The sequence below is a fragment of the Cellulomonas sp. NPDC055163 genome (genome assembly GCF_053607065.1).
In genome coordinates, this window is record NZ_JBSGSU010000001.1 from 168,914 (window position 1) to 183,188 (window position 14,275).

Sequence of the window (14,275 nt, forward strand, 5' to 3'; positions counted from 1 at the left end):
GGTGTCCTCCCGGGTCGGGACCGCCGTCCGCTGGGTGTGGTCGGCGCGTCGACCGGGGCCGACGCCCCATCGTGCAACGGCGTCGGCGCGTGCGAGGAGCGGACCCACGACGAGCGTGCCGGCCCGAGCCGGCGGGTGCGGCTGGGAGGGTGGTGGCATGACCCACGACCCCGTCCGCGCGTCCCTGCACGACGAGCTCCGCTGGATCCGCGCGTCCCTGCTCGGCACGCTCGAGGGGCTGCCGGAGCACGACGTCCGCCGTCCCCTCACCGAGACCGGCACCAACCTGCTGGGGCTCGTCAAGCACCTCGCCCTCACGGAGGCCCGGTACCTCGGGGAGGTCGTCGGGCGCCCCTTCCCCGAGCCGCTGCCCCGGTGGGACGACTCCGCGGCGAACCGCGCGCACTTCTGGGCGACCGAGCACGAGACCCGCGCGGACGTCCTGGACCGCTACGCCCGGGCATGCCGGCACGCGGACGCGACGATCGACGCGCTGCCGCTCGACGCCCCCGGGCACGTGCCGTGGTGGCCGCGGCCCGACGTGCGCCTCGTCGACGTCGTGGTGCACGTGCTCGTCGAGACGAGCCGCCACACGGGCCACGCCGACATCCTCCGTGAGGGGCTCGACGGCGTCGTCGGCACCGGAGCGACCGCGGGCAGCCCGGTGGACGACGCGACCCGCGACGCCCGGGCACGTCACCGGGCGCAGGTCGAGGCCGCAGCGCGGGCTGCCGCCGGGACGGGCGTGACGAAGGACGTGCCGGCGGACACGGTCGTCGCCGGGGTGCCGGCGCGGGTGATCCGCGCGACCGGTTTCACCGCCTGACCGTCCGCCGGCGCCCGGTACGGTCCCGTGGTGACCACCGACGCGCCGTCCCCGGCCCAGCAGCTCCTGCGCGACTTCCTGCGGGAGGCGACGCCGCAGCAGCGCCACACGTTCGTCCGCGGCACGAACTACGACGACGGCGACGCGCTGATCCGGTTCGTGCTCGACGACCCGTCGACCGACCGCGCGACGGCCCTGGCCGCGTACTGGATGCTCGGCGCCGGCTTCCACACGCGATTCGCGACCGCGACCGACGCACACGACTACCAGCGCCGCACGTGGGAGCTGCTGCGCACGATCGAGGACCGGTACGCCGCGGGCTTCTACGCCGACCACGGCCTCGGCTTCGACCCCACCGACGACGACGGGGCGAGCTGGACCACCGAGTACGACGGCCTCGCCCCCGTCGCCCGGCCGGTGCCGGAGCTCATGCTGCGCCCCGCGGCGGGGACGCCCATGGTCGATGACGAGGACACCGAGGACGGGCTGCCGCTCGACGTCTACGAGCGGTACGCGGCGCTGGTCCTCGGCGACTGACGCACCCGCCGGTGACCGCGCCGGCAGGCCGGGGGCAGCGTCGGAGCCTGTGACCGCGTCAGTCCGGTGAGCGGCTCGCGACGCGACCGGCGTCGGGCGTATCTGGGCGCGTCCGGCGCCGTCCTCCGTGCGGACGAGTGCCCGACGGGCCGGCGGCGCCGCCGGTCGTCGCGTCCCGAGCGAGGAGGACAGCCATGCCGTACGAGGGCGACGGTCGCCTGCCGATCATCTACGTCCGAGGTTTCGCCGGGGGTGGCAGCGGCATCGACACCGCGGTCGACGACCCGTTCTACGGCTTCAACGAGGGGTCGGTGCAGGTCCGGGTCGACGGCGCCGACCGGCCCGCGTTCCACCAGTTCGAGAGCCCGCTGCTGCGGCTCATGACCGACCACGGGTACCGCCTGCTCGTGCACGGCAACCAGGAGGCGTACCTGCGCCAGCAGGCGCCGGGCGCGGTGCCGTCCGCGACGGTGTGGGTGCACCGCTTCTACGACGAGTTCGCCTCGACGCTGACGCACGACCCCGCGGGCTTCTCGCTCGAGCGTGCCGCGCAGAGCCTGCTCGACCTCGTGCTGCTCGTGCGCCGGACGACCGGCGCGCCGCGGGTGTTCCTCGTCGCGCACTCGATGGGCGGCCTGATCGTGCGCTCGCTGCTGCAACGGGTGGTGCCCGACGACGAGCGGTTCGGCGGCACGCTCGACGCGGCGACGGCGCTCGTCGACCGCGTGTTCACGTACGCGAGCCCGCACGGCGGCATCGAGTTCGTCGGCTTCGGGCTGCTCGAGAAGGTCCGCGACCTCACGGGCGTGCTCGGCGCCGACATCTTCGGGCCCGACCGGATGTTCGAGTACCTGACGCCGGCCCGCGTGCCGGGTGCCGCCGACCGGGACGAGTTCCGGCCGGCTGCGATCCCCGACGGCGGGTTCCCCGTCGACCGGCTGTTCTGCCTCGTCGGCACGAACTCGGCGGACTACACGACGGCGCTCGGTCTCTCGACGCGCGCCGTCGGGCCGCGCAGCGACGGGCTCGTGCAGGTCGACAACGCGTTCGTCGAGGGTGCGCCGCGCTCGCTCGTGCACCGCAGCCACAGCGGCCGGTACGGGATCGTGAACTCCGAGGAGGGCTACCAGAACCTGCGCCGGTTCCTGTTCGGCGACCTCGCCGTGACCGCGCGCCTCGTGGGGCTCCGGCTGCCCGGCAACGACACCGACGACACGTCGTGGCAGCTCGAGACGGCGCTGTCGATCCGCGGGCTCCCCGTGGTGCTGCACCAGCAGACCGCCGCGCACCTGTGCCCGGTCCAGATCGAGCGGCGCACGGCGCGCGACGGTGTCGACACCCCCGTCCCGCTCGTCACGACGTTCCTGTCGAGCGGCGCGACCCGACCGACCGACGAGCGCACCGGGGACGTGGTGACGGCGATGCGGCACGTCCTGCGGCTGCGGCTCGTGTCGCTGCGCGAGCGCGACGGGCTGCTCTCGTTCCTCGACCACCTCGAGCAGGCGGCCGACTGGTCGGACACGCTCGTCGTCGACATCGGCCCCGACACCGGCGGGCGGTACGGGACGTGGGCGACCTGGAGCTCGCAGATCCCCGGCGCGCTGCGTGACTGGGACCCGACGGCCACCGACCCGCTCACCGACCTCGACGAGCGGCCCGCGAGCTGGCGGGTGCGCGTGCCGGTCCCCGAGGGCTCGCGCGAGCTGCTCGGGCCGGACGCGGCGGTCGAGATCGTCGTCGCCCCGCGGTCGACGCTGGACCGGGCGGCGGTGGTTGCGGCGGTCGGTGCGTCCGTGGGGTGACGGAGGGCCTGGTCCCGGTCAGCCACCTGTCACCGGCACCCCGCCGGCGACCCCGGCGGCCTCGCGCGCGAGCTCCGCGCGGCGGCGCAGCCGGTGCCGGCGCTCGACGTCCGTCGCCGGGCCCGCGAGCGCGTCGTCGAGCGCCCGGACGGCGTCGGTGTGCCGGCCGTCGCGCGCGAGGAGCTCGGCCCGCACGGCGTCCCGGCGCGGCCCGGCGGCCACGTCGTCGAGCAGCGCGAGCCCCGCGGCGGCGCCCCGGGCCTGCGCCGTCGCGACGGCCCGCGCGAGCGCCGCCGCGTCGCTCGGGTCCACGGACAGCAGCAGGTCGTAGAGCCGGACGATCTCCGGCCAGTCCGTCTCGGCCCACCGCGGGGCCCGCGCGTGCACCGCGGCGACGGCGGCCTGGAGCTGGTAGACGTCGGCCTGCCCGCGCGTCCGGCGCAGCGACGCGCCGAGCAGCGCGGTCCCCCGGGTGATCATCGCCGCGTCCCACAGCCCGCGGTCCTGCGCCTCGAGCGGCACCACGTCACCGGCGCCGTCGAGCCGGGCCGGTCGCCGCGCCTCGGTGAGCAGCAGCAGCGCGAGCACGCCCGCGGGCATCGGCTCGCCGGGCAGGAGCCCGTGCAGCAGCTCGGCGAGCCGCAGCGCCTCGGCGCACGCGTCCACGTCGTAGGCCGCAGGCCCGTCGACCGGTGCGTGACCCGCGGTGTAGAGCGCGTGGACGACCGCGCAGACCGCGGGCAGCCGGTCCGGGAGCTCGTGCGCGGCGGGCACGCGGTACGGGATGCCGGCGGTGGCGATCTTCTGCCGCGCACGCGTGAGGCGCTTGCTCGTGGCCGCCTCGGTGCTCAGCGTGACCGCCGCGACCTGCGCCGGCGACAGCCCGCACAGGGTCCGCAGCGCGAGGGCCACGCGCGCGTCCGGTGCGAGCGTCGGGTGGCAGCACGTGAACACGAGGCGCAGGAGGTCGTCGCGCACGACGTCGTCGGGCGGCACGTCGGGCCGCTCGAGCTCGACGAGCAGCGCCGCGTCCCGCTCCTTGAGGGGGCGGACGCGCTCGCGCCGCAGCACGTCGACGGCCTTGCGCCGGGCGGTCACGGTCAGCCACGCGCGCGGCTCGGGCGGGACCCCCGTCACCGGCCACGCGCCGAGCGCCGCGACGACGGCCTCCTGCACGGCGTCCTCGGCGAGCCGCACGTCGCCGACGGTCCGGACGAGGGTCGCCAGGATGCGCGCCCCCTCCGCCCGGACCGTCCGCGCGAGCGCGTCGTGCTCGGTCGGCACCGGTCTCACCGGGCGGCGATCACCGGGCGGACCTCGACGGCGCCGTTGCGGGCCGCGGGGATCTCCGCAGCGATCGCCACGGCCTCGTCGAGGTCGGCCGCCTCGATCAGGTAGTACCCGGTCAGCGCCTCCTTGGTCTCGGCGTACGGGCCGTCGGTCGTGACGACGTGCCCGCCGCGCGCACCCTCGACGCGCACGACGGTCGCGGTGCTCGTCGGGTGCAGGACCACGCTCGACCGGATCGCGCCCGCGTGCTCGACGGCGAACTCCCGGTACTCGGCGAGCTCGTCGGCCTGCTCGGGCGCCCACCAGTCGACGTCCGGGGTGTAGGTCAGTGCCAGGTAGTGCGGCATCGGTCTCTCCTCCGCTCGGGTCGGGACCACGGTGGCCCTCACCTCAGGAACGAACGGGGCATGCCGGGAAGGACACCCGCTCACGCGCGCGACGCGGCCTCGATCGTGTCGAGGTCGCGCACGGCGAAGCGGTGGTGCTCCCACTCCTCCTCCAGGATCGTGTGCAGGCACGAGAGGGTCGTCTCCGGGTGCTCGGGCGACCACGGGTTCGCGCGCGCGACGGCGAGGTCGTCCGCGGTGACGCCTCCGAGGTGGTCGCGCACCATCGCGACGCGGTCCGCGCGTGCCTCGAGCACCTCGGCGTAGGTCGGGTTCGCGGTCGTGAACACCGTCGGGTCGATGCCCGCCGACGCGGCCCCCGCGTCCGCCTGACCCAGCGGGTGGAACGGCTGCTCGACCCCGAGCACCGCCCGGCGCAGCCACACGTCCGTCGCGAGGACCAGGTGGCGCAGCGTCTGCGCGAACGACCACTCGCCGTCGACCTGCACGTCCGTCGTCCCGTCCGGCATCCCGGCGACGCGCGCGAGGGTCGCGTCCCACGCGCGCTCGAGCACCGCCCAGGCCGCCCGGAGGCCGTCGGGGTCCTGCGCGTACCGCTGGCTGCGGCCCGGGAAGCGGCGGTCGAGCTCCGCCTCGACGAACGGCGTCACGTCGACCCCGTTGACGAGCAGGCCACCGTCGCCGCCGGCCAGCCAGGGGGCGTCGATGTCGAGGCCCCGCACCTCGACACCGCGCATGACGACACCGGTGAGGTCGGACTCGACGAACCGGGCGCCGCGCAGGTCCGCGCCCACGAACCTCGTGCCGCTCAGGTCGCCGGACCGGGTCGTGTCCGCCACGTCGCCTCCTCGCTCGGGGAGCTCCGGTCTACCGCCGACCGCCCACACCGGCAAGGACCCGCCGGCCCTCGTCGTGGAGACGGCGCGCGACACCGGGCACGCAACGGCCCGGGGCGTGGTGCGATCGACCCATGCGTCCCGACCCGACCGCCCCCGGCAGCCCGACGACGCGCCTCGTGGAGAGCACCGGCGCCCCCGGCCGGACCGTCGCGCTGACCTTCGACGACGGCCCGCACCCCGTGAGCACCCCGGCGCTGCTCGACGTGCTGGCGCGGCACGGCGTCCGCGCGGTGTTCTGCCTGTGGGGCGACCACGTCCGTGAGCACCCCGAGCTGGTCCGCCGGATCGTCTCCGAGGGGCACGTGCTGGGCAACCACTCGGCGCACCACGACGACCTGAGCGCGTGGGACCCCGACCGGGTGCGCGCCGACCTGCTCGAGACCGCCGCGGCGATCGAGAGCGCCGCACCGGGGACGCCCGTGCCGTACTTCCGCGCACCGTTCGGCGCGTGGGGTGCCACACCCGGCGTGGCCGTCGGGCTCGGGATGCAGCCGCTGGGCTGGAGCCTCGCGGTCGGCGACTGGGACCCGCCGCCGCCCGCCGACGAGCTCCTGCGCCGCCTCGAGGACGGTGTGACGCCGGGCGGGGTCGTGCTGCTGCACGACGGCGGTGGGGACCGCAGCGCGACCGTCGAGGCGGTCGACCGGCTGGTCCCCCGGCTGCTCGCCCGCGGGTGGTCCTCCGGGCTCCCGGCGCTCCGGGGATGACGTCGGCTCACCCGATCCGGGCAAAATGGGCCAAGTGGTCGACATGTGCCCGGTCAGCCAGCGCGCACCGGCGCCCGTCGCTAGGGTCCTGCACGCCGCCGGAGTCCCCCGGCGGCGTGTCGAACAAGGGACGATCATGAAGATCTCGGTCAAGACCAAGGTTGCTGCCGCGCTGGTCACCGCGGGCGTGGCGGCCACGACGATCCTGAGCGCCACCTCCAGCGCCGCCTCGTCCGCCCCGCTGAGCCTGTACGAGCACAAGGGCTTCGGCGGCGTGCACGTCAGCCTCTACAGCAGCGACAGCAACCTCTGGTGGAACAAGGGCTTCGGCGACACCGCGAGCTCCGTGAAGAACCACAGCACCGTCGCGTGGGTCCTCTACGACGACACGGGCTACAGCGACCGCCGCTTCTGCATCCTCCCGGGGCAGACGATCTCCAACCTCGGCGCCGACGCGTGGAAGTTCAACGACAAGATCTCCTCGGTCAAGGAGCTCGGCACGGCCAGCTGCGCGGGCTACCCGACCTTCTGACCGGCCGCCTCACCCCGGGGCCCGGTGCCCGCTCCGACGGAGGAGCGCGCGCCGGGCACCGGGCACCGGCCCGCCCCGTCGGTCCGCTCGCCGGGTCCGCCCGGTCGGTGCGGCTCGGCCGGTGCCCCCGGCCGGCGCCGCCCGGCCGGTGCGCTCAGTCGGTCGGCTCGACCGCCGCCGGGTCCTCCTCGAGCTCGCCAGGCACCGGCGCCCCGGCGTCCTCGGTGGACCCGGCGTCCTCGGTGGACCCGGCGCCGACGTCCAGCGCGTCGCCCGAGCCCTCCGCCTCCGCACCGCCCGCCAGCACCTCCGGGGTGACCTCCTGCTCGAGGGTCGGGTACCCGTAGCCGCCGTCCTGCGCCCCGGCGTCCGGCTCCTGCGGTGCGTCGCTCATGGTCGTCCTCCCTGCCGTGCCCGGGCCGTCGCGGACCAGGTCCATCCCATCGTCGGCGCCCGTGCAGCGCTGTGCATCCGGACGGCCCCGGCTCGCCGCCCGGGCGCACGACGAACCACCGACAGAGGCCGCGAGCGTCTCGTGACCCCGCGGGTCGGAGCGCCCGCGGGCCGGAGCACCGTAGGCCGGAGCGCCCGCCGCCCGAAAGCGCCGTCGCGGTGCCGCGACGTCCCCGACGCCGGCGTCCGGCGATACCGTCGAACGGGTGACCGCGTCGACCGAAGGAGGTCGCCATGGCGAGCGTCGAGGACTTCCTCAGCTCCTACCCCGAGTACGCGGCGGACGACGGGACGGACACCTCGACCGGCGACATCCGGCTCGACGTGACCCTGCTCGGCATCACCGCCGCACAGGTCAGGTTCACGCACCTCGGCACCGACTACAGCGTGGACCGCGCGGACGTCGTGTCGATCGAGCCGGCGGGCGAGCGCCCCGCGGACCGGCGGGTCGTGCTCACGCTCACCCGCGACGCCGCGCTCGCGGCCGTGCACGCGGTCGCCGCGGAGTCGCTCACCGGCTCGGTGCCCTTCGGGATGCGCAAGCCACTCCGGCCGCGCGCCGTCGTGGTGTCGGACCAGGAGCTCGCGTGGCGCGTGTCCTCGGGGTACACGAGCCGCTACCCGTCGCTGGAGACCTACCTGAGCGCGTTCGCGACGTACACGCGCTGCGACTCGCACTCGGCCGGGATCCTGGACGACACCCTCGGCGACGACGAGCGCGAGGACTACTGACGGCGGTGTCCGCGCACCCGATCGCGGTGATCGCCGCGCAGCCCGGCGACGTCCACGCGCACGGGGTGCAGGCCGCGCTCGAGTCGCTGGGCGCCGAGGCGCTCCTCCTCGACGTCGCGCAGCTCACGACGCAGTTCCACCTGTCCAGCGCGTTCGCCGCGTCGGGCTGCCGGCTCGAGCTCACGGACCCGGACGGCGAGCGGATCGTCGCGCTCGACGACATCGTCGGCCTGTGGTGGCGCCGGCCCTACGGCTACGCCGGGAACCCGCGCGCCGAGGAGCCCGGCACCGTGCTCGAGGACGCGGTGCGCGCGGAACGGCGGGCGGCCCTGATCGGCTCGCTCGACGCGCTGGTCGGGAATGCGTTCAACGACCTCGCCGCGAGCCGCCGGGCGGCCCGCAAGCCGCGGCAGCTCGTCCGGGCGATGGACCTCGGGCTGACGGTTCCCCGGACCGTCGTCACGAACGACCCGCGCACCGTCCGGGAGTTCCACCGCAGCACCGGCGGACGCACCGTCTGCAAGATGTTCCACGGCTCACCGCTGGGCCTGTACGGGACCCGGCGGCTCGACCAGGCGGACCTGGACCACCTCGACGAGCTCGTCGGCTGCCCCGCGATCTTCCAGGAGCACGTCGACGGCCTGTTCGACGTGCGCGCGGTCGTCGTCGGCGACCGGCTCTTCGCGGCGCGGATCGACTTCGACCGGCGCGACGACGTCGTCGACTCACGGTTCGTCGACACGCGGGTCACGCCGCACGTCCTCCCCGAGCCGGTCGCGGGTGCGCTGATCCGGCTCGTGCGCGAGGCGGGTCTCGTCTACAGCGCGATCGACCTGCGCTGCACCGACGGGGGTGGGTACGTCTTCTTCGAGTCGAACCCCGAGGGCCAGTACCTGTGGATCGAGATCGAGGCCGGGCTCCCGATCAGCCGCGCGATCGCGGACCGCCTGCTGGCCGGCGCAGCGGACCGACGCCCTCACCCGCCGCCCGGCACCACGAGGCCCGACTCGTAGGCGAGCACCACGAGCTGCCCCCGGTCGCGCGCGTGCAGCTTCGTCATGGCCCGGTTGACGTGGGTCTTCGCGGTCAGCGGGCTGATGACCATGCGGGCCGCGACCTCGTCGTTCGACAGCCCGTGCGCGACGAGCGCGACGGCCTCCCGTTCCCGGTCGGTGAGCGAGGTCAGCGCCGCCGTCCCCGCGGAGGCCCGACCGGGCGCCGGCCCGCGCACGTACCGGTCGATGAGCCGGCGCGTGATCGCCGGGGCCAGCAGCGCGTCGCCGCGCGCCGCGACCCGCACCGCGTGCAGCAGGTCCTCGGGGACGACGTCCTTGACCAGGAACCCGGCGGCCCCGGCGCGCAGCGCGTCGAGCACGTACTCGTCGAAGCCGTAGCTCGTGAGGATGACGACGTGCACGCCCGCGAGCGCCGGGTCGGCCGCGATGCGCCGGGTCGCCTCGATCCCGTCGACCCCCGGCATCTGCACGTCGACGAGCGCGACGTCCGGGAGGTGCTCGCGGGCGAGCGCGACCGCCTGCGCGCCGTCGCCCGCCTCGGCGACGACCTCGAGGTCGTCCTCCAGGTCGAGGAGCGCGCGGAACGCGCTGCGCAGGAGCGGCTGGTCGTCGACGAGCAGGACCCGGATCACGGCGCGGTGCTCACGGTCACGGCGCCGTGTCCACGGGCAGCTCGACCCGCACCCGGAAGCCGCCCTCGGTGCGCGGCAGCGCGCGCAGCCGGCCACCGAGCGCGCCGACCCGCTCCTGCATCCCGAGCAGCCCGACGCCGGGCACCGGAGCCGCACCGGGTCGCGCGCCGCCGTCGTCGTCGACCTGGATCGCGACCCGGTCGGGGTGGAGCTCGAGCAGCACCGTCGCCGTCGTCGCGCCCGCGTGCCGGGCGACGTTCGTGAGCGACTCCTGGACGACCCGGTAGGCGGTCCGGCCGACCGCCGCGGGGACGTGGCGACCGTCGCCGTCGATCGTCAGGGTCGCGTCGAGCCCGATGCCGCGGGCCCGGTCGACGAGCTCGGCGACGTGGTCGAGGCCGCGCGGCGGGGCGGTGTCGTCGTCCCGCAGCGCCGCGAGGGTCGCGCGGAGCTCGCGGGACGCCTCGCGGCCGGCCTGCTGGATCGCGAGGAGCGCGTCGGGGACGTCCTCGCCGCGGCGCCGGGCGACGTGCACCGCGACGTCGGCCTGTACCGTGACGATCGCGATCTGGTGCGTGAGCGAGTCGTGCAGCTCGCGGGCGATGCGGACCCGCTCCTCGTCGGCCCGGCGCCGTGCGGCCTCCTCGCGGGTGCGCTCGGCCTCGTCGGCGCGCTGCTCGGCCTGGCGCAGCGCCTCCCCCGCGGCGGCGGCCGCGACGAGCCACGCGAGCTCGAGCGCGTCCCGCCCCTGCGCGAGAGCCGCACCGGCGTCGCTCCCGGACAGGACCCCGGTGAGCGGCAGCGCCACGAGCATCCCGACGCTCGCGGCGAGCGTCGCGGCACGGTGCCCGGCGCGCACGGCGGCGTAGACCGCGAACAGGAACGCGACGGCGGGCACGTCGTAGCCGGCGGCCTGGTACCCCACGGCGCACAGCCCGGTGACCACGAGCACCGCGACGGGGGCGCGCCGGCCGCCCGCGAGCGCGAGCCCGCCCGCGGCGAGCAGCCCGGCACCGAGCACGCCGGGGCCGCCGCCCGGGTGCTCGCCCGACAGCCCCGTGACGACGAGCGCCGCGGCCACGCCGACCGCGACGAGCGCGTCCCGGGCATGCGGCGGGACGCCGAACCGTCCTGCGCTCATGCGGGCACCGTAGCCCCGCGCGCACGCCGGGCGGGACCCTCCCGGGGAGGACTGCCGGCTGCTGCGGACGCGGTAGCCGGGCGGGTCCCTGCTGCGCCCGCGGCAGGAGCGCACGGCGACCGCGGCAGCCCGGAACGTCCACGGCGGGACGACGACGGCGCAGGCGCGCCGGGCGGACGCTGGCGTCGACCCCGGACCCGGGGTGCACGGAGCGCACGGAGCGCACGGAGGAGAGCGACATGAGCACACGCACACGCACACGCCGGACGGCGGCCCGACGCGTCCTCACCAGGACCACCGCGTCGGCCACGGCAGTCCTCACCGGGTGGGCGCTCGCGGCACCCGCCTCGGCGCACGCCCTGACCGCCTCGACGCCCGTGTACGGCATGACCTCGGGGCGCCTGGCGTCGTCGAGCGTGGCGGTCCTCGCGCTGGTCGCCGCGGTCGTCGGCGGCCTCGCGCTCGCCCGGGCCCGGAGGGGCGGCGCCGCGGGCTCGGCCCCGGGCGGGCGGGGCGGCGTCGTCGCGGTCGTGCTCGGGGTGCTCGGGGCGGGCGCGGGTGCGGTCCTCGCGGCCACGGCCGACGGCGGGCTGGGCTCGGGCAGCGGGATCGGCGGCGCGGTCGTCGCCGTGGTGCTCGGGCTGGTCGCCGTGGCGCTCGGCGGGCTCGCGGCGGGGGGCCCCCCAGCGCGCGCCGCACGCGTGTGACGCCGCCGCCCGTCATCGGGGCGGCCCGCGGTTCACCGACCCCAGGAACCACCCGCGATCCCGCTTGACGAACGCCCGGTCGAAACGATTCGATGGAGGCGAGCGACCGGCACGACCGACCACCGCGACCCCACCAGCCCCATCTCGCGGAGGACCTGCCGTGCCCCGATCCCTGACGTCCGGAAGCCCCTGGCGCGTCATCTGCCTGTTCACCGTGCCGCTGTTCCTCGGCAACGTCGTCCAGCAGCTCTACCAGGTGACCGACGCGATCGTCGTCGGGCGGGTGCTCGGCGTCGAGGCCCTCGCCGCGGTCGGCGCCACGGGCAGCTTCCTGTTCCTGCTGCTGGGCTTCGCGTGGGGCATGACGACGGGCTTCGCGATCCCGACGGCGCAGGCGTTCGGCGCGGGCGACGCGCGGGCGGTGCGCCGGTCGGTCGCCGCGGGCACGATCCTCAGCGCAGCCGTGAGCGTGCTCGTCACCGCCGGCGCGCCGCTCCTCGCCGAGCCCGCGCTGCGCCTGCTGCGCACGCCGCCCGAGCTGCTGCCGCAGGCCACGACGTTCGCCGTGGTCACGTTCCTGGGCGGCTCGGCGATCATGTTCTTCAACTACCTCTCGGCGGTGCTGCGCGCGATCGGCGACTCGCGGACACCGCTGATCTACCTCGTCGCGAGCTGCGTGCTCAACATCGCGCTCGTCCTGGGGGCCGTGCCGGGGCTCGGGCTGGGCGTCGGGGGTGCGGCGCTCGCGACCGTGCTGTCGCAGGGCGTGTCCGTGGCGCTGTGCCTCGCGCACGTGCGGCGGAGGGTGCCCGCGCTGCACGTGCGGCGCGAGGACTGGCGCGTCACGCGGGACGAGCTGCGCCACCAGCTCCGGCTCGGGCTGCCCATGGGGTTCCAGGCGTCGATCATCGCGATCGGCATCCTCGCGGTGCAGGTCCGGCTCAACGAGCTGGGCGCCGACGCCGTCGCCGCGTACACGACGGCCTCGCGCGTCGACCAGTTCGCGATGGCGCTGCTCGGCTCCGCGGGGCTCGCGGTGTCGATGTTCGCGGCGCAGAACCTCGGCGCCGGGCGCGCGGACCGCATCCGCACCGGCGTCGTGCAGGCGCTGTGGCTCACGGTCGGCGGCTCCGCGGTCCTCGGCGCCGGGATCGCGCTGGGCGGGGCGACGCTCGTGCGCGTCTTCGTCGGCCCCGGCGAAGAGGCCGTCGTGTCGATGGCCACGTACTTCCTGCACGTCAACGGCGCGCTCTACGGGATCCTCGGCGCGCTGTTCGTGCTGCGCGGCGCCCTGCAAGGGCTCGGCCACACGTGGGTCCCGACCCTCACCGGGGTGCTCGAGCTGGTCTGCCGGGTCGGCGCGGCCGTCGTGCTCGGGGCGTCCTGGGGCTACGAGGGCGTCGTGTGGGGCAACCCGCTCGCGTGGCTCGCGGCCCTCGCGCTCCTCGTGCCGGCGTACGTGCACGCGCACCGGACGCTCCCGGAGCAGGTCGCCGCGCGGACCCGGGGACGGCGCGACCCCGTCGTGCTCGGCGAGCTCGCGTCGGGCGGCGACGTGCTCGACGCGGTCGCGACCGACGGCGACCCGGACGGGCGCACGGATGCCGGCACGGACGCAGGGGCGGGCTCGGGAACGCGCGCGCCTGCCCGCCTGACGTTCGGGTGAGGTTCGTCGCGCCCCTTGCCTGTCCACATTGAGAACGATAGATTCCTATCGTTCTTCGATAGGTCGACGGGAAGGTGCCTCACATGGGACGCATGGCCGTTCTCGCGCTCCGGGTGGTGATCGTGCTGATGTTCGCGGCGATGCTCGCGCTCCAGGCGGCGATGCTCCCGCTCCTCGCGGTCGACCCGGACGGCGAGGTCGGCGAGCTCACGCACCTGCGCTGGCCGATCGTCGTGATCTGCTTCCTGGCCGTCGCCGCGGTCGAGGTCGCGCTCGTGTGCCTCTGGCGGCTGCTCACGATGGTGCGGCGCGACACCGTGTTCAGCACCGCGGCCTTCCGGTACGTCGACGTCGTGATCGGCGCCGCGGTGGCGGGCTCCGTGCTGGCCCTCGCGCTCGGCACCGTCCTGGCGCCCGGCGAGGCCGTGGCGCCCGGCGTCGTCCTCCTCATCGGCGTCGGGGCGATCGGCGGGATCGGGATCGCGCTGCTCGTGCTCGTCATGCGGGCGCTGCTCGCCAAGGCGGTCGCGCTCGACTCGACCGCGACGACGCTGCGCGCCGAGCTCGACGAGGTGATCTGATGCCCATCGTCGTCGACATCGACGTCATGCTCGCGCGCCGGAAGATGTCGGTCGGCGAGCTCGCGGAGCGCGTCGGCATCACGCCGGCGAACCTCGCGGTCCTGAAGAACGGCCGCGCCAAGGCCGTCCGGTTCACGACGCTCGAGGCCCTGTGCGAGGCGCTCGACTGCCAGCCCGGCGACCTCCTGCGCCAGGAGCCGGCGCGTGACGGTGACCCGGCGCGCGTCGGCGGCGAGGCGTAGCGCACGTCCGGCCGGTCGCCGGCCCGAGGGAGGTGCGGGCCGCGGGCCCGCCACACACCGCGCCGAGACGGGGGGTGCAATTCCGGCCCGGAGTGCCTACGCTGCAATCGAAGCGCTTCGACACGGACCGATCCGCCGCGGCCCGCGTCGCACCGCGCCCCGGGG

General features: G+C 75.9%; 17 protein-coding genes. 11 read left to right on the forward strand and 6 right to left on the reverse strand.

The window, feature by feature from the left end:
• The first annotated feature begins 157 nt into the window (after window positions 1-157).
• The 3 genes from ACWFNE_RS00760 to ACWFNE_RS00770 all read left to right on the forward strand — a co-directional run bounded on the left by ACWFNE_RS00760 (window position 158) and on the right by ACWFNE_RS00770 (window position 3,165).
• Window positions 158-826 carry a mycothiol transferase gene (locus tag ACWFNE_RS00760; RefSeq protein ID WP_452120543.1) on the forward strand — a complete coding sequence of 223 codons (669 nt, stop codon included), beginning with the start codon at window positions 158-160 and terminating at the stop codon, window positions 824-826.
• Between the two features lie 30 nt (window positions 827-856).
• On the forward strand, window positions 857-1,363 hold the full coding sequence (locus ACWFNE_RS00765) for a DUF4274 domain-containing protein (protein ID WP_452120544.1): 507 nt from the start codon (window positions 857-859) through the stop codon (window positions 1,361-1,363).
• 194 nt (window positions 1,364-1,557) lie between these two features.
• Entirely contained in the window at window positions 1,558-3,165 is a 1,608-nt protein-coding gene (locus tag ACWFNE_RS00770) for an esterase/lipase family protein (RefSeq protein WP_452120545.1), read from the forward strand.
• 18 nt (window positions 3,166-3,183) lie between these two features.
• Here the strand turns inward: ACWFNE_RS00770 and ACWFNE_RS00775 are convergent, their stop codons facing one another.
• The 3 genes from ACWFNE_RS00775 to ACWFNE_RS00785 form a co-directional block, all read right to left on the reverse strand.
• The gene (locus tag ACWFNE_RS00775) at window positions 3,184-4,449 is read right to left on the reverse strand and encodes an RNA polymerase sigma factor (RefSeq protein ID WP_452120546.1); all 1,266 of its coding nucleotides are present in this window, start codon (window positions 4,447-4,449) and stop codon (window positions 3,184-3,186) included.
• Between the two features lie 5 nt (window positions 4,450-4,454).
• A complete protein-coding gene (locus tag ACWFNE_RS00780) occupies window positions 4,455-4,802 on the reverse strand; it encodes a YciI family protein (RefSeq protein ID WP_452120547.1) in 348 nt (115 codons plus the stop codon).
• An 80-nt stretch (window positions 4,803-4,882) separates the two neighbouring features.
• Window positions 4,883-5,641 (reverse strand): DinB family protein, encoded by a 759-nt coding sequence (locus tag ACWFNE_RS00785; protein ID WP_452120548.1) that lies wholly within the window; start codon window positions 5,639-5,641, stop codon window positions 4,883-4,885.
• A gap of 131 nt (window positions 5,642-5,772) precedes the next feature.
• On the opposite strand from ACWFNE_RS00785, the gene ACWFNE_RS00790 reads away from it, so the two are divergent.
• Both ACWFNE_RS00790 and ACWFNE_RS00795 read left to right on the forward strand, forming a co-directional pair.
• The gene (locus ACWFNE_RS00790; protein ID WP_452120549.1) at window positions 5,773-6,408 is read left to right on the forward strand and encodes a polysaccharide deacetylase family protein; all 636 of its coding nucleotides are present in this window, start codon (window positions 5,773-5,775) and stop codon (window positions 6,406-6,408) included.
• Window positions 6,409-6,544: 136 nt separating this feature from the next.
• Window positions 6,545-6,940 (forward strand): peptidase inhibitor family I36 protein, encoded by a 396-nt coding sequence (locus ACWFNE_RS00795; protein ID WP_452120550.1) that lies wholly within the window; start codon window positions 6,545-6,547, stop codon window positions 6,938-6,940.
• Window positions 6,941-7,094: 154 nt separating this feature from the next.
• On the opposite strand, the gene ACWFNE_RS00800 is transcribed toward ACWFNE_RS00795, so the two are convergent.
• On the reverse strand, window positions 7,095-7,334 hold the full coding sequence (locus tag ACWFNE_RS00800) for a hypothetical protein (RefSeq protein ID WP_452120551.1): 240 nt from the start codon (window positions 7,332-7,334) through the stop codon (window positions 7,095-7,097).
• A gap of 293 nt (window positions 7,335-7,627) precedes the next feature.
• Here ACWFNE_RS00800 and ACWFNE_RS00805 point away from each other — a divergent pair, with 293 nt between their 5' ends.
• A complete protein-coding gene (locus ACWFNE_RS00805) occupies window positions 7,628-8,125 on the forward strand; it encodes a hypothetical protein (protein ID WP_452120552.1) in 498 nt (165 codons plus the stop codon).
• 5 nt (window positions 8,126-8,130) lie between these two features.
• Window positions 8,131-9,138 (forward strand): hypothetical protein, encoded by a 1,008-nt coding sequence (locus ACWFNE_RS00810; RefSeq protein ID WP_452120553.1) that lies wholly within the window; start codon window positions 8,131-8,133, stop codon window positions 9,136-9,138.
• Here the strand turns inward: ACWFNE_RS00810 and ACWFNE_RS00815 are convergent.
• Window positions 9,102-9,773 (reverse strand): response regulator, encoded by a 672-nt coding sequence (locus tag ACWFNE_RS00815; protein WP_452120554.1) that lies wholly within the window; start codon window positions 9,771-9,773, stop codon window positions 9,102-9,104. The two genes, ACWFNE_RS00810 and ACWFNE_RS00815, sit on opposite strands and share 37 nt — an antisense overlap.
• A gap of 16 nt (window positions 9,774-9,789) precedes the next feature.
• The gene (locus ACWFNE_RS00820; RefSeq protein WP_452120555.1) at window positions 9,790-10,914 is read right to left on the reverse strand and encodes a sensor histidine kinase; all 1,125 of its coding nucleotides are present in this window, start codon (window positions 10,912-10,914) and stop codon (window positions 9,790-9,792) included.
• Window positions 10,915-11,153: 239 nt separating this feature from the next.
• Here ACWFNE_RS00820 and ACWFNE_RS00825 point away from each other — a divergent pair, with 239 nt between their 5' ends.
• The 4 genes from ACWFNE_RS00825 (at window position 11,154) to ACWFNE_RS00840 (ending at window position 14,110) form a co-directional block, all read left to right on the forward strand.
• Entirely contained in the window at window positions 11,154-11,621 is a 468-nt protein-coding gene (locus ACWFNE_RS00825) for a DUF6223 family protein (protein WP_452120556.1), read from the forward strand.
• Window positions 11,622-11,781: 160 nt separating this feature from the next.
• Complete coding sequence (locus ACWFNE_RS00830) at window positions 11,782-13,287, forward strand: MATE family efflux transporter (RefSeq protein WP_452120557.1); 1,506 nt, start codon at window positions 11,782-11,784, stop codon at window positions 13,285-13,287.
• Between the two features lie 83 nt (window positions 13,288-13,370).
• Window positions 13,371-13,868, forward strand: a complete 498-nt coding sequence (locus tag ACWFNE_RS00835; RefSeq protein ID WP_452120558.1) for a DUF2975 domain-containing protein — start codon at window positions 13,371-13,373, stop codon at window positions 13,866-13,868.
• Complete coding sequence (locus ACWFNE_RS00840; protein ID WP_452120559.1) at window positions 13,868-14,110, forward strand: helix-turn-helix domain-containing protein; 243 nt, start codon at window positions 13,868-13,870, stop codon at window positions 14,108-14,110. The genes ACWFNE_RS00835 and ACWFNE_RS00840 overlap by 1 nt, the downstream gene beginning before the upstream one ends.
• Window positions 14,111-14,275 lie beyond the last annotated feature (165 nt).

Excerpts from the sequence above, each read along its gene's own strand:
- ACWFNE_RS00840 (WP_452120559.1), top strand. The coding sequence starts at position 13,868 with ATGCCCATCGTCGTCGACATCGACGTCATGCTCGCGCGCCGGAAGATG.
- ACWFNE_RS00795 (WP_452120550.1), top strand. The coding sequence starts at position 6,545 with ATGAAGATCTCGGTCAAGACCAAGGTTGCTGCCGCGCTGGTCACCGCG.
- ACWFNE_RS00790 (WP_452120549.1), top strand. The coding sequence starts at position 5,773 with ATGCGTCCCGACCCGACCGCCCCCGGCAGCCCGACGACGCGCCTCGTG.
- ACWFNE_RS00800 (WP_452120551.1), bottom strand. The coding sequence starts at position 7,334 with ATGAGCGACGCACCGCAGGAGCCGGACGCCGGGGCGCAGGACGGCGGC.
- ACWFNE_RS00770 (WP_452120545.1), top strand. The coding sequence starts at position 1,558 with ATGCCGTACGAGGGCGACGGTCGCCTGCCGATCATCTACGTCCGAGGT.
- ACWFNE_RS00820 (WP_452120555.1), bottom strand. The coding sequence starts at position 10,914 with ATGAGCGCAGGACGGTTCGGCGTCCCGCCGCATGCCCGGGACGCGCTC.
- ACWFNE_RS00835 (WP_452120558.1), top strand. The coding sequence starts at position 13,371 with ATGGGACGCATGGCCGTTCTCGCGCTCCGGGTGGTGATCGTGCTGATG.
- ACWFNE_RS00825 (WP_452120556.1), top strand. The coding sequence starts at position 11,154 with ATGAGCACACGCACACGCACACGCCGGACGGCGGCCCGACGCGTCCTC.
- ACWFNE_RS00805 (WP_452120552.1), top strand. The coding sequence starts at position 7,628 with ATGGCGAGCGTCGAGGACTTCCTCAGCTCCTACCCCGAGTACGCGGCG.
- ACWFNE_RS00760 (WP_452120543.1), top strand. The coding sequence starts at position 158 with ATGACCCACGACCCCGTCCGCGCGTCCCTGCACGACGAGCTCCGCTGG.
- ACWFNE_RS00780 (WP_452120547.1), bottom strand. The coding sequence starts at position 4,802 with ATGCCGCACTACCTGGCACTGACCTACACCCCGGACGTCGACTGGTGG.